The organism is Pseudomonas sp. S2_A02 (assembly GCF_054668495.1).
Window position 1 is genome coordinate 1,751,603 of record NZ_CP162776.1, and the last position, 16,276, is coordinate 1,767,878.

Genomic DNA, 16,276 nt, shown 5'->3' on the forward strand with positions numbered 1-16,276 from the left:
GACGGTTTCAGACGTGAATAGCCACTTTCAGGGCTTCCAGGGAGGGCGCGGCGGCGATGCCGACTTCGGCGCACAATTGGAGAACCCGTGGCACGTCGTTACCGTAGACCAGCACCACTTGCAGCTCGTCGTCGAGCAACTGGCTGAAGTTCATCAGCGTGTAACCGCCGTTTTCCTTATTCATGCTGCTCATCTGCACCTGAATACGATTGAGCGCCGTCAGGGCTTCGGTCTTGGCCAGTTGCTTGGGCTTGATGTTGAATTCAACGCCGGGGCCGAACGATGCGACGATCTGCGCAAACAGGTCCATGTAGGTGTCGGCCTGGAACAGCACGGTTTCCGGCAGGCTGCCGACGACAATCCACTCGCCCAACGGAATCGGGAAGGTGTCGTCGTAGTTGATGTCCGGATTGGACGTCAGAAAAGCCTCGGGATCGGCGTAGGCCTGAGCCGCTTCGTCGGCGATTTTCAGAATTTCGTCATCGCTCATGCACCCGGAGCTGATTTTGCTGATGAGTTCGACGAGTGCGGCTTTCATGAGGTGGGTCCTGTAGCGAGGGAGATTTGAGGGCGCGAAGGATAGCGCATTCGGAAACGGATTGCGGGACGTGGCATGAACCTGTGGCGAGGAGCTTGCTCCGCTCGGCTGCGAAGCAGTCGAGCGGGAGCAAGCTCCCTCGCCACAAAAGCCCCGCAGCCACAGAGGTCAGGCCAGGAGTTTCTGCAACTGTGCGGTAGTATCCACCGCGCCCATGGTTTGGGCCGCATCCAGCGCGGACACACCGTTGGTATCCTTGGCTTTCGGATCGGCGCCTTTGCTGATCAGGTAGTCGACGATTTCGACGCGGTTGAACATCGCCGCCATCATCAGCGCAGTACGGCCGTCGAAGGACGAACCTTCCACTTGCGCGCCACCTTCCACCAGCGCCTTGACCACCGCCAGATCACCTTTGAATGCCGCGCCGGCAATCGGGCTCTGGCCGTTGTCATTGCGGATTTCCGGGTCGGCCTTGTGCTCGAGCAGCACTTTTACCGTCTCGACATGGCCGTGGTACGCGGCGAGCATCAGCAAGGTGTCGCCCTTGTGGTTGCGCAGGTTCGGCGGCAAGCCCTTGGTCAGCAGCGCAGCCATCATGGCCGCATCGCCCTCGCGCGCTTTGTTGAACACCTGTTCGGCAAATTCAGCAGCCTCTTCGGGCGTCATCTGGCGGCTTTTGTCTGACATTGGTGACTCCACATTCGGTAAATCGGAAAGCCGATAGTTTCCCGAGCAGTCCGGAACCTGTCACTTCTTTTTTCTCATGGGTGGCCATAGCCACACTTAATAAGTGCCACATTCAATAGCGGTACTTGCCGTCTTGAATATCCGCCAGCACCTGTTCGGTGACTTGCACGTAAGTCTGGGTACCCGGCAACCAGGCATAGATCGGGTCATCGCCGGTTTTGTTCGGGTCGAAGGCTTCGTCCTTGAGTCGGGTCTTCTGGTATTTGAAGGTCCCGGTGGTCTCCATTTTCACTTTCACCCGCAGGAAAAGTGGCACCGCATAGGCAGGCATTTGCTGTTTGGCGAATGCCAGCAACTCACTGAAGTCCAGGGTCGCCAGGGATTCAGCCGGGGTGATTGCCGCCATCCCGGCACGCCCATTGGTGTTGTGGATTTCTACGCCATAGGCCACCGCTTCGGCGATCTGCGGGTGTTGCAACAGTATGTTTTCGACCTCGGTGGTCGAGACGTTTTCGCCTTTCCAGCGGTAGGTGTCGCCCAAGCGATCGACAAACTGCGCGTGGCCAAACCCGATGTTGCGCAGCAGGTCACCGGTATTGAAGTAACGGTCACCCTTCTTGAACACGTCGTGGAGCACGACTTTTGCGGTCTTCTGCGGGTCGGTGTAGCCGTCCAGCGGCGCCTTGTCGTCGATCCTCGCCAACAGCAGTCCCTGCTCGCCCTTCGCCACTTTGCGCATGAAGCCGTTGGCATCACGGGTGGGCGCGCCGCTGTCGTGCTCGTACGCCACCAGCTCCCAGGCCATCAGGGAAAAACCGATGGTGTTGTCAAAATTGAGGATGTTGGTGAAGCCGATATTGCCGTCGCTGGCGGCGTACAGCTCGCAGATATGATCAACCGCAAAGCGCGTTTTGAACTCGCTCCACGCACCGGGGCGCAGACCATTGCCGATCATCTTCGTCACGCCGTGCCGACTGTCGTCGATGCTGCGCGGTTGATCCACCAGGTAGCGGCACAATTCGCCGACGTAACCGAGGGTGGTCGCCCGATATTTGCGCACGTCACTCCAGAACTGGCTGGCGCTGAACTTGCGACGGATGGCAAACCCCGACGCCCCACTGATCGCCGAACCCCAGCACACGCAGAGCCCGGTGGCGTGGTACAGAGGCAAGGTGCAATAGACGACGTCCTGCGGCTGCATATCCAGAGCAATCAGCCCGAAACTGGCGGAGCTACGCATCCAGCGGCCGTGTTTGAACACCCCGGCTTTGGGCAACCCGGTGGTGCCCGAGGTGTAAATGTAGAAACAAGGATCGTCGAGAAAAACCCGCTGGCTGCTGACAGGGTTATCGCTGCACGCTTCGGCACTGGCCGTCATCAGATTGATGAAGCCATCGGGCGAAATGCCCGGATCGTGATAAGTGTCTTGATCGGCGACAAACCAGGTGCGCGCCGCGTCGATGGCCACCCGCTCGCGGACCGCATTGAAGGCCGGAACCAGCTCTTCGCCGGCCACGATCGCCACCGGTGCCACCAGGTTCAGGCTATGGGCCAGGGTATCGCGGGTCTGGGAAGTATTGAGCAAGGCGCTGATCGCGCCGACCTTGGCCACCGCCAATATCGTCACCAGCAGTTCCACCCGGTTTTCGATAAAGATCGCCACCACATCGCCCTTGCGAATGCCTTGGGCTAGCAGGTGATGAGCGATGCGATTGGCCCATTGATTGACCTGTGCATAAGTGAGTACCACCTCGCCCTGCAGCAAGGCCGGGCCATCGGGATTGCGCAACGTCGCCTGCTCGAAGCTCCAGCCGAGACCACACGGTTGGGTCGGGTCCTTGACGTTGGCGGCTTTCATGCCCTTCACCACGCGGGGAATGGCTTTGGCAATGGAAGGCAGCTTGCGGAGCATCATGCCCCAGGTAATCGTGTCGTTCAGCGTGCGGCTCATGGTGCTCCCGTTCGATGTTCTTATTGTCGGGTGGCGTTGATTGAGGCCGAAAATACGTCAGCAGTTCTTGAGCTGTACACGCGGTTTTTGAAATGTTTTGTATCCGCGACCGAAGCGATCGGACCGGAGATCGAAAAGCGGAACCCTGGCGCTGTGATTGGTTCCATCGAATCGATGCCGACCACGCAAAATGCAGGATGCACGATGGCCATTCATGCAGATTGCACGAAAACATAAAAACGCTTAAAAGTTAACTTGTTGATTTATATGGTTTTTTAATAAAACAGATACTGGCACAATCACTGCAACTACCTCTCCATGTTGCCCTTCAAGCACAAACGGAGCTGATAGACATGAGCCTGATCCAGGAAAAATTTTCGTCCCTGTTCTCCAACTTCGAAGTGACCACCCAGCCCCGGCCGGACGGCGGCATTCTGCTGACCCTGCGCAGTACGGACGGCAAAGTCTTCAAACGTTCGATTTCCTACCAGCAATTGCATGCCGGCGATCAGCTGTCGTGGGTGATCAGCGCGATTCGCCGTGACATCGCCGAACAGGCCAGTGAACTGCCGCAGATCTCCATGCTGCAAAGCCAGCAACGGTTTGCCTTGCCGACCTATCACTCGGTTTAAATCCTGCGGTTGTATAAATAAACACGCTACAAACAAACAGGCCGTGAGCGCTTTCGCTTCACGGCCTGAGTTGTTTCTGCCATTACGCAAACCCCTGTAGGAGCAGAGCTTGCTCGCGAAGGCGGTGTATCAGGCGACATCAATGTTGACTGACCCGCCGCCTTCGCGAGCAAGCTCTGCTCCTACAGGTTATGGGGTTTACAGGACAGAAGGATTGATCCGGGCAAAGCTGTCGACGGTCACATGACCCTCCAATTCCCCGCCCTCACGAGCCAGGCCACAGGTTGCCATCCCGGCCGTGCGCGCCGCGTCGAGCTCCTCGACAATGTCCGACAGAAACAGAATCTGCGACGCCTCGGCGCCAATCGCCTGGGTGATCCGCTCGTAGGACTGTGCTTCACGCTTGGGCCCTGAGGTGGTATCGAAATAGCCGCTGAACAGTGGCGACAAATCCCCCGCCTCCGAGCACCCGAAAATCAGTTTTTGCGCCTGAATCGAGCCCGAAGAATAAACAAACAGTTGATAGCCTTCCTGATGCCAGCGCTTGAGCGCTTCAACGGCGTCCGGGTACACGTGGCCTTTCAACTGCCCGGCCTGATACCCCTGCTCCCAGACCATGCCTTGCAATGCTTTAAGCGGCGTGGCCTTGCGGTCTTCGGCGATCCAGCCCAGGAGGATTTCAATGACCCGTTCGACGTCGGCTTGCGGTTCACCGCTGTCACGCCGAACAGCGGCGAGCTGCTCGGCAACGTCGGCGCGTTCGGCGTTTTCGCGAACGAAGTCCGGCAGGTGTTTGGCGGCGTAGGGAAACAGCACGTCGAACACAAAACTCACCGCGCTGGTGGTGCCTTCGATGTCGGTGAGAATCGCTTTGATCGGCATCGGCTCAGTCCTCGAGACGCGGGAAGCGGCTGGCGATGTTGTCGCCGGTGAAATTGGCCACCCAGCCTTCGGGGTTGTTGAACAGGCGGATCGCGACGAAATGCGGGTTTTCACCCATGTCGAACCAATGCGGAGTACCCGCTGGCACCGAGATCAGATCGTTTTTCTCGCAGAGCACGGCGTAGACGTAATCGCCGATGTGCAAGGTGAACAAGCCACGGCCGGCGACGAAAAATCGCACTTCGTCTTCGCCATGGCGGTGCTCATCAAGGAACTTGGCGCGCAGTTCGGCTTTTTGCGGGTGATCGCTATTCAGGCTGATCACGTCAACGGTGATGTAGCCGCGCTCGGTCATCAGTTGGTCGATTTGCACCTGATAAGCGGCGATCACTTCTTCCTGGCTGGCGCCGGGCTGGATTTTCGCCGCAGCTTGCCAACGGTCGAAACGCACGCCCTGTTCGGCCAGGGTCGAGGCGATGTCTTCGAGGTGGGTCAGGACCTTGTTCGGTATTTCAGGGCTGGAGACGTGATAAACGGACAGGCTGCTCATCTGGGCAACTCCTTAACGGTTCATGCTTTGCGGTTCATAACCGAGCGCGTCTTCAACTCGCACTCGAACAAAAATTCAAAGGCCTCGATCTGCCGGAGCGCGTCGCTCATGCGCGCGCCCCACGTGTAAAGGCCATGGCCGCGGATCAGATAGCCGACGCAATCAGGATGGGCGTCGAGCCAAGGCTGCACCTTGGCGGCCAGCCGCGCAATGTCCTGATCGTTGTCGAAAATCGGCACGCGCACGCGAGACTCGTGGGTCGAGACGCCGCTGAAGGCTTTTTGCAGTTCGTAGTCTTCAAACTCGATGAAATCTTCCGGCGTCAGGCGCGACAGCACCGTGGCATTCACCGAATGGGTGTGCAACACCGCGCCGATCTCTGCGCGCCAGCTGTACAGCTGAGTGTGCAGCAGGGTTTCGGCGGACGGTTTTTTGCCCGGTTCCAGGCTATTGCCCGACAGGTCGGTGGCGAGCACATCATCAAGGCTCAACTGGCCTTTGTGCTTGCCAGAGACCGTCAGCAAGGCTTCGGTTGGCGACAGGCGGGTCGAATAATTGCTGCTGGTGGCCGGCGACCAGCCGCGACCATACAGAAAACGCCCGGCGTCGATGATTTCCTGGGCGAGGTGTTCACGGGTAAGGCTCATGGCCTGTCCTCTTGCATACATGTGGCAATGATAACGGCAGCAGCGAAGTCTGCGAGACTGGCAATACTAAAGGTCAATGTGGCGCCAAGGGCATTCCAGCTGTAGCCGGAATACAACGCACCCAGCGCGCCGCCGGTGCCGGCCAGCGCGGCATACAACGCCTGGCCCTGCCCTTGCTGACGCGCGCCGAAGCTACGTTGCACGAACTGGATGGCAGCCGCGTGAAAGCTGCCAAAGGTTGCGGCGTGCAGCACTTGGGCAAACAACAGCACCCAGAGGAATTCAGCAAACGAACCGAGCAACAACCAACGCAACGCCGCCAATAGAAAACTCGTCAGCAGCACCCGGCGCACCGAGAAACGCGCAAGGATCTTGCTCATGGCCAGAAACATCAAGACTTCAGCAACCACGCCGACCGCCCAGAGTATGCCGATCAACCCGCGACTGTAACCGAGCCGCTCAAGGTGCAGGGTCAGAAAGGTGTAATACGGCCCGTGACTCATCTGCATCAGTGCCACGCAACCGTAGAACGCCAACACTCCGGGATTGCGCAATTGCTGGAGGAATCCCTCCCCCGCCAACCGTTCACTCTGAACAGGTTGCGCGTTAGGCACCCATAAACTGCTGACGACGATCCCAGCCATGATCAGCACCAGCGCCACCGGATAGATGTCCAGGCTAAGCCATTCGAACAATCTGCCGAGCGCGACCACGGTGATGATGAAACCGATTGAACCCCACAGGCGAATCTGACTGTAGCGAGACGTCTGGCCGTTCAAATGCGCCAGTGTAATGACTTCGAACTGCGGCAATACCGCGTGCCAGAAGAACGCGTGCAAGGCCATGACCATCGCCAGCCATGCATAGCTTTTGCTGATGAAAATCAGTGAGAAGGTCAGCAGCGTACAGACCGCGCCGAACCGCACGATGGCTAGCCGCTGGCCGGTGTAGTCACCGAGCCAGCCCCAGATGTTCGGCGCCACGCAGCGCATCAGCATCGGGATCGCCACCAATTCGCCAATACGCGCACTGGAAAAGCCCAGGTGATCGAAATACAGCGCCAGAAACGGCGCCGTCGAACCGAGCAAGGCGAAATAGAACAGATAGAAACTGGAGAGCCGCCAGTACGGGAGCGCCGCCACGGTCGTCAAACCACAGCGGCTGTGAGGCTCTGCACAAAAACTGCCTGCGCGACGATCATGCTGCGTTAAAAACAGGCTCGCAATGCTCATGTAGGTCCCTACATTCCGCTTGCTCGCCTGTTTTTGCCTTGCCTGATCGCCGCTCGGCGAGTTTTCGTACAGACCCTGCGTCAGCCATTAAAGCTGACCCAGCACCGGAGTGCTCACGCGCACATCGACGTTCTGCCCGCGGTGACGCAGCAGGTGATCCATCAGCACGATGGCCATCATCGCTTCGGCAATCGGCGTGGCGCGGATACCGACGCACGGGTCGTGACGGCCTTTGGTGACAACCTCAACCGGGTTGCCGTGGATGTCGATGGAACGGCCCGGAGTAGTGATACTCGAGGTTGGCTTGAGTGCCAGATGCGCAACGATCGGCTGACCGGACGAGATGCCACCGAGAATGCCGCCGGCGTTGTTGCTGAGGAAACCTTCCGGGGTCATTTCATCGCGGTGTTCAGTGCCGCGCTGGGCGATGCTGGCAAACCCGGCGCCGATTTCCACGCCTTTGACCGCGTTGATGCTCATCAGCGCATGGGCCAGTTCGGCATCGAGGCGGTCGAAAATCGGCTCGCCCAAGCCAGGCATAACGCCTTCGGCAACCACGGTGATCTTCGCGCCTACCGAATCCTGGTCGCGACGCAACTGGTCCATATAAGCTTCCAGCTCCGGCACTTTGTCCGGGTCTGGGCTGAAGAAAGCGTTTTCTTCCACCGAATCCCAGGTTTTGAACGGGATTTCGATCGGGCCGAGCTGGCTCATGTAGCCACGAATGACGATGCCCTGGGTGGCCAGGTACTTTTTCGCAATCGCCCCTGCCGCCACGCGCATGGCGGTTTCACGGGCCGAACTGCGACCGCCGCCGCGGTAATCGCGCTCGCCGTATTTGTGGTGGTAGGTGTAGTCGGCGTGGGCCGGGCGGAACAGATCCTTGATCGCCGAGTAGTCCTTGGACTTCTGGTCGGTGTTGCGGATCAACAGGCCGATGGCGCAACCGGTGGTGCGGCCTTCGAACACGCCGCTGAGAATTTCGACTTCGTCGGCTTCCTGGCGCTGGGTGGTGTGGCGGCTGGTGCCGGGCTTGCGCCGGTCCAGGTCGCGCTGCAGATCCTCAAGGGAAATCTCCAGGCCCGGCGGGCAGCCATCGACAATGGCGACCAACGCCGGACCATGGCTTTCGCCCGCGGTGGTGACAGTGAACAGCTTGCCGTAGGTATTGCCGGACATGCGGGACGCTCCGTGAAATCGAACTGAAATACGTAATGCGCGCCAGTATACGCAGGCTACCCGACTAGTTCATCCTCGAACCTTATGGGTGCCTGCGAGTCCAACCGGCACCTTGTTGATGATGGCGTGATGATGCTGCGAGTTCTAGCCTTGAGCCTTACCTTGTTTACCGGCTTTGCACAGGCCACCGTCCTGCAACGCCCGATCACATTGGACACGGGCAGCGGCGAGCTTTTCGGTTCGCTGTTGCTGCCCAAGTCCGACACGCCAGTGCCGGTTGTCCTGATCATTTCCGGCTCCGGTCCTACGGATCGTGACGGAAACAACCCCGACGGCGGACGCAACGACAGCCTCAAACGGCTGGCCTGGGTGCTGGCCAAACACAACATCGCCAGTGTGCGCTACGACAAGCGCGGCGTGGCGGCGAGCCTGGCTGCGACTCCAGACGAACGTAATCTGTCGGTGGAGGCCTATGTGGCCGACGCCGAAGCCTGGGGCCACAAGCTCAAAACCGATCCGCGCTTTGGCCAACTGATTTTGCTGGGCCACAGCGAAGGTGCTTTGATCGCCAGTCTGGCGGCGCCAAACGTCGATGCCGCGGCGGTGATTTCCATGTCCGGCAGCGCCCGGCCGATCGATCAGGTACTGCGCCAGCAATTGAGTAATCGCCTGCCGCCTCCCTTGATGCTGCGCAGCAATGAACTGCTCGACAGCCTCAAGGCCGGCCACACCGACGACAATGTTCCCCCGCAATTGCAGGTGATTTTCCGTCCCAGCGTGCAGCCGTATCTGATTTCGTTGTTCCGCCAAGACCCGGCAGCGGCCTTCGCCAAACTGAAGATGCCGGCGCTGATTATCCAGGGCAGCAACGACATTCAGGTCGGCGTGGGTGACGCCCAGGCGCTCAAGGCCGCCAAACCTGACGCCGAACTGGCGCTGATCGAAGGCATGAACCACGTGATGCGCATCGTGCCCAACGACGTGAAGCGGCAATTGGCCTCCTATAAAGATCCGCAATTACCGCTGGCAGCCGAACTCGGCGCGCGAATCCTCGGGTTTATTGACGGACTTCGCACCCGTTAAGCGCTGTCAGAGGGGCGTTCTCGCCGTGAAAACTAGTTGAGAACGTCCCTGCCCCTCCAGTCCTGAAAAAAACGGCCGATAAGCCTTTGTCGCCAGCGCAATGGCTGGCGGCAAGCAGGGCTTGGACAGGATCTCGCCGTTATGACTGATACCCAGACTTCACCCGACACCACCGCTGAAAAAGACGCACCGCCAGCGGTCGAGCTGCCGTGGGCGGATGTCCACGTCGAGCACCACAAAATGCTCCGCCTGGCGCCGCTGAAAACCGACCGCAACACTGGCGGACGGCCATTGCGCTTTGTCGAATTTGGTTATGCCGAACGCAATAGCAAGGAACACAGCCTGCTGCGCATGACCATCAAGCTGCCGGGCCAGCGTGTGCGCAAAGAACAGAATCATCTGGACGTGTGGGTCAATCACACGACTAAACGCATGCATTTCGAGCCGGAAAGCGGTTTGCAGATCGAGCCGATGAACCGCGGCATCGGGCGCTATATGGCCGCTCAGGGCATTATCTGGGCGAAGAAGAAATGGCCCGCCTACACCGTCGATGCCACCGATCTGAACAACAAGGATGCGCTGAACGAAGACACTCGCCTGCGCCGCGATCACTTTCTGCGGGTGCACGGTTTTGACGTGGTCTACGCCGACGCCCAGCATTTGAAGGGCAGCGTTAAAGAAGTGCAGGTCGGCGATTTGCTAGGCGACTGGAACAGCGAAAAGTTGCAGCAGGTGGAAATCCTCGAAGCCGCGCAGATGCTCCAGCAAGCCGAGCAGAACCTGGCGGAACAGGAAGTCAAACTGAAGAAGCACGAAGAAAAAGTCAGCAAGTACAAACGCGAAGACGCAGGGCTGCGTTTTACCATTACGTGTCTGGTGGCGTTTGCGGTGTTTCAGGCGGGGTTGTTGATCTGGATTGCTACGCACCGCTGAAGGCTTGAGACCGCGGCGCGGCCATCGCGGGCAAGCTACGCTCCCACAGGTTTTGTTTTGTGTCCAAATAATGTGGCACACACAAAACCTGTGGGAGCGTGGCTTGCCCGCGAAGGCTTTCTAAGGTCAGACGCGGGAAGCGAACAACGCCTGATGATCGCGGCACTGCTGCGCTGTCAGCATGAACACCCCATGCCCACCGCGCTCGAACTCCAGCCAGGCGAAGTCGACTTCTGGGTACAGCGCTTCGACGTGAACCTGGCTGTTACCCACCTCGACAATCAGCAAACCCTTCTCGGTCAGATGATCCGCCGCTTCGGCGAGCATGCGGCGCACCAGGTTCAAACCGTCGTCGCCACAGGCCAGGCCCAGCTCAGGTTCGTGCTGATACTCGTCCGGCATGTCGGCGAAATCTTCCGCATCGACGTAAGGCGGGTTCGACACGATCAGGTCGAAACGTTGACCCGGCAGGCCATCGAAACCATCGCCCTGAACGGTGTACACGCGCTCATCGACACCGTGGCGCTCAATGTTCTGGTTCGCCACTTCCAGCGCTTCGAACGACAGATCGGCCAGTACCACTTCAGCGTTCTGGAACTCGTAGGCACAGGCGATGCCGATGCAACCGGAACCTGTGCACAGGTCGAGAATGCGCGCAGGTTCGGCACCCAACCACGGTTCGAAACGCTTTTCGATCAGCTCGCCAATTGGCGAACGCGGGATCAGCACGCGCTCATCGACAATGAATGACATTCCACAGAACCAGGCTTCGCCCAGCAGGTAAGCTGTCGGAATGCGCTCTTCGATGCGGCGCTTGAGCAAGCGTTGCAGATTGACCAGCTCGTCATCTTCCAGACGGCAATCCAGATAGCTGTCGGCGATTTCCCACGGCAAGTGCAGCGCACCCAATACCAGTTGACGGGCTTCGTCCCAGGCGTTGTCGGTCCCATGGCCGAAAAACAGATCCTCCCCATGGAAGCGGCTGACGGCCCAACGGATATGGTCACGCAGGGTACGAAGTCGGGAAGTGATCACGGGGCAAACTCCAAAAAAAACGACTGACGATTCTAACAGCCAAAAGGCGCCGCGACGACGCAGGAAAAACACCGGATCAGATGTAGGACTCTTCTATTTTTTCAGCAAGCTATTGAACAGAACGAGTATCTTAACGAGGCTGCGACCCAACAACGGCGGTGCCTACGATGGTAGCGATTCACAGAAGCGCTCAGCCAGAGGACAATGTCGCAAAAGCCCCACCCGAAGGAGCCCCAGAATGTCCGTTCCAAAAACGATGTTTCAACTCAGCGGCCGTGGTTATGCAGCGGCCAATCTGGGTCATGCGACCCTTGTCATCATCGATGCCCAGAAAGAATACCTCAGCGGCCCCTTGGCACTGAGCGGCATGGATGCTGCCGTCGCGAACATCAAGCAACTGGTGGCCGCTGCCCGTGCAGCCGGTCGGCCGATCGTGCACGTGCGCCACCTCGGCACTGTCGGTGGGCTGTTCGACCCGCAAGGCGAGCGCGGCGAGTTCATCCCCGGGCTCGAGCCACAGGGTGACGAAACCATCATCGGCAAATTGCTGCCGAGTGCGTTTCATGGCACCGAACTGCTGGAGCGCCTGCAGAACCTCGGTTCGCTGGACCTTATCGTTTGCGGCTTCATGAGCCATTCCAGCGTCAGCACTACCGTGCGCGCCGCAAAGAACCTGGGCTTTCGTTGCACATTGGTTGAAGACGCCTGCGCGACTCGCGACTTGCCCTACAAGGGTGGCGTCCTGAGCGCCGAGCACGTTCAGCACACCGAGATGGCGATTATGGCGGACAATTTCGCCACCCTCGCCCAAACCCACGAACTGATCTGATCAACCCTTCGATGAGCGGTCCATGCCGCCGCTCATCCGCAAAAGCCTCTCATTTGCCGTAATTGCCCTAGCCTCAGGAACATCCCGGTCAACTCCCGGTCGAAGGGCCGATACCCATTGAGGAAGGTCGGAATGAAGTTATCCGATGGTTTTGATGCACGCCGCTTGCGGCCCAAAGGCCAACGCAACTGGCGTTTTCGCTTCGGCGCAGCGATTGCTGCCTTGCTGGCGATGTGCGGTGTGTTGCTCGCCATGGCAGGTGCTGCCAGCCTGCTCGGCCACGCACCCGCCCTGGGTGAGTTGAATACCAACCGGGTCGGTTCGGCAGTTATTCTGGCGATTGGCCTGTTCGTGCTGTACATCGGCGTGTGGCTATGGCGCCGCTGCCGTCGCCGCTCGCGCCAGTCGCGAGAGCTGAACATGTCTCCACACCTGATGAAAAAACACGACTAAGCCCAACGCCGGACGTTTTGTCGCGCCCGATGCGTCCCGACTTGGGTAAACTGGCCGCCCTTCGCGGAGGCTGACATGCAAGACGACGATTTTTCCCTGTTCAAAAGCGCGATCCAAGGCGTCAAGCCGATCAAGCACGATCGCGCCGAAACCGGCAAACCCAAGGCCGACCGCGCGCAAATTGCCAAGCTGCGCCAGGCCGCCACCGTGCGCACCGACGCCACCACCGTTGACGGGCTGTCCGATCAGTTCGTCATCGATGTCGGCCCCGAAGATGAGCTGATGTGGGCCCGCGACGGCGTCCAGGAAAGCCAGATGCGCAAGCTCAAGATCGGACAGATTCCGTTCGAAGGCAGCCTGGATCTGCATGGCATGAGCGTGGAAAAGGCCCGTGAAACCCTGTGGGCCTTTCTGGCCGAAGCGACAAAATTCGAAATCCGCTGCGTACGTGTCACCCATGGCAAAGCGGTTCGCCTGGACGGCAAGCGGCCGATGATCAAGAGTCACGTCAACACGTGGCTACGCCAGCATTCACAGGTACTCGGCTTCACCTCGTGCCAACCGAAACACGGCGGCGCCGGAGCGGTTTATGTGATGCTCAAACGCACCATGATGGAAGGTCGTGACGAGTAATGCCGTCGCTTCACGCTTGCAGCGCCGTGTCCGTCACCGTACCCTTGCCCTTTGCGTAAAATCCCACAGGTAGTTTCATGTCCCTGGAACAGAATTACACCGAGATTCTCGGCCAATTGGGCGAGGACGCCTCCCGCGAGGGTCTGCTCGACACGCCAAAACGTGCCGCCAAAGCCATGCAGTACCTTTGCCGCGGTTATGAACAGACACTGGAAGAGGTTACCAACGGTGCCTTGTTCAGCTCCGACAACAGCGAGATGGTGCTGGTCAAGGACATCGAGCTTTACTCGTTGTGCGAGCACCACATGCTGCCGTTCATCGGCAAGGCCCATGTTGCCTACATCCCGAGCGGCAAGGTTCTGGGGCTGTCGAAAGTCGCGCGCATCGTCGATATGTACGCCCGGCGCCTGCAGATCCAGGAAAACCTCAGCCGCCAGATCGCCGATGCGGTCCAGCAAGTCACCGGCGCCCTGGGCGTTGCAGTGGTGATCGAGGCCAAGCACATGTGCATGATGATGCGCGGTGTGGAGAAACAGAATTCGACGATGATCACCTCGGTGATGCTTGGCGAGTTCCGCGAAAACGCGGCCACCCGCAGCGAGTTTCTCAGCCTGATCAAGTAACTCGCAGCACGAAGAAAACCGGCACTGATCGCCGGTTTTTTTTCGCCCGCGAAAAATCAGGTAAGCTGCGCGCCTTCTGTTTGCTCCTGTGAGGCTTATACCGTGTTTGTTAAAGCGCTTCGTGTCGGCCTCGGCCAACTGATCATCTTCATCGATTTCATTACTCGTCCAGGCAAAAAGCAGCGCCCCGCCGCCGCTCAGGCCCAGGTCGAAACCGCCGCCAAGGACCTGACCCTGTATCAGTTCCACGCCTGCCCGTTCTGCGTGAAGACCCGCCGCACCCTGCGTCGCCTGAACGTTCCGGTGGCGTTGCGCGATGCCAAGAACAACGAACAGGATCGCCAGGCGCTGCTGGAGCAAGGCGGCAAGATCAAGGTGCCGTGCCTGCGCATCGAAGAGAATGGCCAGACCACCTGGATGTATGAATCCAAGGTGATCATTGATTATCTGGATAAGCGGTTTGCTGCGGTCTGATGGTTGTGTAGTGCTCTGACTGGCACCTTCGCGGGCAAGCCTCGCTCCTACAGGTTTTGTGTCGTGTCCAAATGATGGGCACACACTAAATCTTTAGGAGCGAGGCTTGCCCGCGAAGACGTCGGCACAAACACCGCAAAATCAAACAAAAAATAAACCGGCCAATTGGCCGGTTTATTTGTTTACGCCCTCCCCTCAGGCCGCTTCTGCCGTCTGCGCCTGACGCGGTCGAACTGACTGAATGCTCTACCCGCGACATGTATCGACTGATCTGAAGCTATCGCGGGCACGCCACGCTCCCACAGGGGAATGCGCTCATCTGTAGGAGCGAGGCTTGCCCGCGAAGGCATCCTTCCTGGCGATATATCCCTATTGCCAAACTTTTCGTCTACAAAATCAAAAACATTATTTGCTTTATTTGTATACAAAAGCATAATTCGCTTCGTGCGAGTTCCTGACCATCAGGTCAACAAATTCGCAAATGCCTCAAAGGGTCGCTGCCACCCTCATGGGTCCGGCCCTGGAAATAACAATAAAACTCTTGAGGAGTATTCGCTGTGGAAAGCCGCAAATCCGAAGCCCCGACGCTGGAACTCTCGCCGCCATTACGCAATGGCTGGCTGGAGCGCATCTTCAAACTCAGCTTGCACGGCACCACGGTGAAGACCGAGCTGATCGCCGGTCTGACAACCTTCATCACCATGGCTTACATCATCTTCGTCAACCCGAACATCATGGCCGATGCCGGCATCGATCACGGGGCCGCGTTCGTCGCCACCTGCATTGCCGCCGCGCTGGGTTGCCTGCTGATGGGCCTGTACGCCAACTGGCCGGTCGGCCTGGCGCCGGGCATGGGCCTGAACGCGTTCTTCACGTACACCGTGGTCGGCACCATGGGCTACAACTGGGAAACCGCCCTCGGTGCGGTGTTCGTCTCCGGTGTGTTGTTCATGTTCCTGACCTTTTCCCGGATTCGCGAATGGCTGCTCAACAGCATTCCAGTGAGTTTGCGCTTTGCCATGGGCGCCGGTGTGGGCTTGTTTCTGGGGCTGATCGGTTTGAAAACCGCTGGCATCGTTGTCGATAGCCCGGCCACTCTGATCAAGCTTGGTTCCCTGCGCGAGCCTGGCCCGCTGCTGGCGGCCATCTGCTTCCTGATGATTGCCGTACTCAGCTACCACAAAGTATTCGGCGCGATTCTCATCAGCATCATCACGGTGACCCTGGCCGGTTGGGGCCTGGGCCTGGTGCATTACGAAGGGATTATGTCAGCGCCGCCAAGCCTGGCACCGACCTGGATGGCCATGAATGTCGCCGGCGTATTCAACGTCAGCATGATTAGCGTGGTACTCGCTTTCCTCTTCGTGCACATGTTCGACACCGCCGGCACCTTGATGGGCGTCGCCCAGCGCGCCAACCTGGTGAACGCTGACGGCCGGATCGAAAACCTTTCCCGCGCCATGAAAGCCGACAGTGCTTCCAGCGTATTTGGTGCGGTGGTCGGTGTTCCGCCAGTCACCAGCTATGTGGAAAGTGCCGCTGGTGTAGCAGCGGGTGGTCGGACTGGTCTTACCGCCGTGACCGTAGGTGTGCTATTTATTGCTGCAATGTTTTTCGCACCGCTGGCTGGCATGATCCCCGCTTATGCAACCGCCGGCGCACTGATTTATGTGGCGATGCTGATGATGGGCGGCATGGCCCATATCGAATGGGACGAAGCGACCGACAGCATTCCGGCGATCGTTACCGCGATCATGATGCCGCTGACTTTCTCGGTCGCCGACGGCATCGCGCTGGGCTTCATCACTTATGTAGCGTTGAAGGCCGGCACCGGTAAGTACAAGGAAATTTCCGTCAGCCTGTGGGTGCTTTGCGCGATCTTCATCGCCAAGTTCATTTTCTTGTAAGCCGTTTA

At 58.8% G+C, this 16,276-nt stretch carries 18 protein-coding genes; 9 read left to right on the plus strand and 9 right to left on the minus strand.

Features of this window, described 5'->3' with window-relative positions; translation table 11 throughout:
- Positions 1–7 precede the first annotated feature (7 nt).
- From AB4O41_RS07900 to AB4O41_RS07910, 3 genes are all read right to left on the minus strand, one after another.
- Complete coding sequence (locus AB4O41_RS07900) at positions 8–538, minus strand: hypothetical protein (RefSeq protein ID WP_460147059.1); 531 nt, start codon at positions 536–538, stop codon at positions 8–10.
- 168 nt (positions 539–706) lie between these two features.
- Entirely contained in the window at positions 707–1,225 is a 519-nt protein-coding gene (locus AB4O41_RS07905; protein WP_460147061.1) for an ankyrin repeat domain-containing protein, read from the minus strand.
- 112 nt (positions 1,226–1,337) lie between these two features.
- Positions 1,338–3,176 carry a long-chain-acyl-CoA synthetase gene (locus AB4O41_RS07910; protein ID WP_460147063.1) on the minus strand — a complete coding sequence of 613 codons (1,839 nt, stop codon included), beginning with the start codon at positions 3,174–3,176 and terminating at the stop codon, positions 1,338–1,340.
- A 353-nt stretch (positions 3,177–3,529) separates the two neighbouring features.
- On the opposite strand from AB4O41_RS07910, the gene AB4O41_RS07915 reads away from it, so the two are divergent.
- Complete coding sequence (locus AB4O41_RS07915) at positions 3,530–3,808, plus strand: DUF3509 domain-containing protein (RefSeq protein WP_008005638.1); 279 nt, start codon at positions 3,530–3,532, stop codon at positions 3,806–3,808.
- A 198-nt stretch (positions 3,809–4,006) separates the two neighbouring features.
- On the opposite strand, the gene mtnC is transcribed toward AB4O41_RS07915, so the two are convergent.
- The 5 genes from mtnC to aroC form a co-directional block, all read right to left on the minus strand.
- Positions 4,007–4,690: an acireductone synthase gene (gene mtnC, locus AB4O41_RS07920; protein ID WP_460147065.1), complete on the minus strand. Its 684-nt coding sequence runs from the start codon at positions 4,688–4,690 to the stop codon at positions 4,007–4,009.
- Between the two features lie 4 nt (positions 4,691–4,694).
- Complete coding sequence (locus tag AB4O41_RS07925) at positions 4,695–5,240, minus strand: 1,2-dihydroxy-3-keto-5-methylthiopentene dioxygenase (protein WP_460147067.1); 546 nt, start codon at positions 5,238–5,240, stop codon at positions 4,695–4,697.
- 20 nt (positions 5,241–5,260) lie between these two features.
- Positions 5,261–5,887 carry a methylthioribulose 1-phosphate dehydratase gene (locus tag AB4O41_RS07930; protein ID WP_460147069.1) on the minus strand — a complete coding sequence of 209 codons (627 nt, stop codon included), beginning with the start codon at positions 5,885–5,887 and terminating at the stop codon, positions 5,261–5,263.
- Positions 5,884–7,029: an MFS transporter gene (locus AB4O41_RS07935; protein WP_460147071.1), complete on the minus strand. Its 1,146-nt coding sequence runs from the start codon at positions 7,027–7,029 to the stop codon at positions 5,884–5,886. Before AB4O41_RS07935 ends, AB4O41_RS07930 begins: the two co-directional genes overlap by 4 nt.
- 177 nt (positions 7,030–7,206) lie before the next feature.
- Positions 7,207–8,298 carry a chorismate synthase gene (aroC, locus tag AB4O41_RS07940; protein ID WP_030131637.1) on the minus strand — a complete coding sequence of 364 codons (1,092 nt, stop codon included), beginning with the start codon at positions 8,296–8,298 and terminating at the stop codon, positions 7,207–7,209.
- An 84-nt stretch (positions 8,299–8,382) separates the two neighbouring features.
- On the opposite strand from aroC, the gene AB4O41_RS07945 reads away from it, so the two are divergent.
- Together AB4O41_RS07945 and AB4O41_RS07950 are read left to right on the plus strand one after the other, a co-directional pair.
- A complete protein-coding gene (locus AB4O41_RS07945; RefSeq protein ID WP_460147074.1) occupies positions 8,383–9,381 on the plus strand; it encodes an alpha/beta hydrolase in 999 nt (332 codons plus the stop codon).
- A 141-nt stretch (positions 9,382–9,522) separates the two neighbouring features.
- Positions 9,523–10,314 carry a hypothetical protein gene (locus AB4O41_RS07950; protein ID WP_460147076.1) on the plus strand — a complete coding sequence of 264 codons (792 nt, stop codon included), beginning with the start codon at positions 9,523–9,525 and terminating at the stop codon, positions 10,312–10,314.
- 126 nt (positions 10,315–10,440) lie between these two features.
- On the opposite strand, the gene prmB is transcribed toward AB4O41_RS07950, so the two are convergent.
- Complete coding sequence (gene prmB / locus AB4O41_RS07955) at positions 10,441–11,349, minus strand: 50S ribosomal protein L3 N(5)-glutamine methyltransferase (RefSeq protein WP_460147078.1); 909 nt, start codon at positions 11,347–11,349, stop codon at positions 10,441–10,443.
- A gap of 238 nt (positions 11,350–11,587) precedes the next feature.
- On the opposite strand from prmB, the gene AB4O41_RS07960 reads away from it, so the two are divergent.
- The 6 genes from AB4O41_RS07960 to AB4O41_RS07985 all read left to right on the plus strand — a co-directional run bounded on the left by AB4O41_RS07960 (position 11,588) and on the right by AB4O41_RS07985 (position 16,268).
- On the plus strand, positions 11,588–12,178 hold the full coding sequence (locus AB4O41_RS07960; RefSeq protein WP_367372312.1) for a cysteine hydrolase family protein: 591 nt from the start codon (positions 11,588–11,590) through the stop codon (positions 12,176–12,178).
- 132 nt (positions 12,179–12,310) lie between these two features.
- Positions 12,311–12,631 carry a hypothetical protein gene (locus AB4O41_RS07965; protein ID WP_460147080.1) on the plus strand — a complete coding sequence of 107 codons (321 nt, stop codon included), beginning with the start codon at positions 12,311–12,313 and terminating at the stop codon, positions 12,629–12,631.
- 75 nt (positions 12,632–12,706) lie between these two features.
- Positions 12,707–13,264, plus strand: a complete 558-nt coding sequence (locus AB4O41_RS07970) for a Smr/MutS family protein (protein WP_223487627.1) — start codon at positions 12,707–12,709, stop codon at positions 13,262–13,264.
- A 77-nt stretch (positions 13,265–13,341) separates the two neighbouring features.
- Positions 13,342–13,887: a GTP cyclohydrolase I FolE gene (gene folE / locus AB4O41_RS07975; RefSeq protein WP_007898818.1), complete on the plus strand. Its 546-nt coding sequence runs from the start codon at positions 13,342–13,344 to the stop codon at positions 13,885–13,887.
- Positions 13,888–13,989: 102 nt separating this feature from the next.
- Complete coding sequence (locus tag AB4O41_RS07980; protein WP_460147082.1) at positions 13,990–14,361, plus strand: glutathione S-transferase N-terminal domain-containing protein; 372 nt, start codon at positions 13,990–13,992, stop codon at positions 14,359–14,361.
- A gap of 557 nt (positions 14,362–14,918) precedes the next feature.
- On the plus strand, positions 14,919–16,268 hold the full coding sequence (locus AB4O41_RS07985) for an NCS2 family permease (RefSeq protein WP_008005650.1): 1,350 nt from the start codon (positions 14,919–14,921) through the stop codon (positions 16,266–16,268).
- Positions 16,269–16,276 lie beyond the last annotated feature (8 nt).

Coding starts and splice junctions, on each gene's coding strand:
- AB4O41_RS07900 (WP_460147059.1), bottom strand. CDS start 538: ATGAAAGCCGCACTCGTCGAACTCATCAGCAAAATCAGCTCCGGGTGC.
- AB4O41_RS07905 (WP_460147061.1), bottom strand. CDS start 1,225: ATGTCAGACAAAAGCCGCCAGATGACGCCCGAAGAGGCTGCTGAATTT.
- AB4O41_RS07910 (WP_460147063.1), bottom strand. CDS start 3,176: ATGAGCCGCACGCTGAACGACACGATTACCTGGGGCATGATGCTCCGC.
- AB4O41_RS07915 (WP_008005638.1), top strand. CDS start 3,530: ATGAGCCTGATCCAGGAAAAATTTTCGTCCCTGTTCTCCAACTTCGAA.
- mtnC (WP_460147065.1), bottom strand. CDS start 4,690: ATGCCGATCAAAGCGATTCTCACCGACATCGAAGGCACCACCAGCGCG.
- AB4O41_RS07925 (WP_460147067.1), bottom strand. CDS start 5,240: ATGAGCAGCCTGTCCGTTTATCACGTCTCCAGCCCTGAAATACCGAAC.
- AB4O41_RS07930 (WP_460147069.1), bottom strand. CDS start 5,887: ATGAGCCTTACCCGTGAACACCTCGCCCAGGAAATCATCGACGCCGGG.
- aroC (WP_030131637.1), bottom strand. CDS start 8,298: ATGTCCGGCAATACCTACGGCAAGCTGTTCACTGTCACCACCGCGGGC.
- AB4O41_RS07945 (WP_460147074.1), top strand. CDS start 8,383: ATGGGTGCCTGCGAGTCCAACCGGCACCTTGTTGATGATGGCGTGATG.
- AB4O41_RS07950 (WP_460147076.1), top strand. CDS start 9,523: ATGACTGATACCCAGACTTCACCCGACACCACCGCTGAAAAAGACGCA.
- AB4O41_RS07960 (WP_367372312.1), top strand. CDS start 11,588: ATGTCCGTTCCAAAAACGATGTTTCAACTCAGCGGCCGTGGTTATGCA.
- AB4O41_RS07965 (WP_460147080.1), top strand. CDS start 12,311: ATGAAGTTATCCGATGGTTTTGATGCACGCCGCTTGCGGCCCAAAGGC.
- AB4O41_RS07970 (WP_223487627.1), top strand. CDS start 12,707: ATGCAAGACGACGATTTTTCCCTGTTCAAAAGCGCGATCCAAGGCGTC.
- folE (WP_007898818.1), top strand. CDS start 13,342: ATGTCCCTGGAACAGAATTACACCGAGATTCTCGGCCAATTGGGCGAG.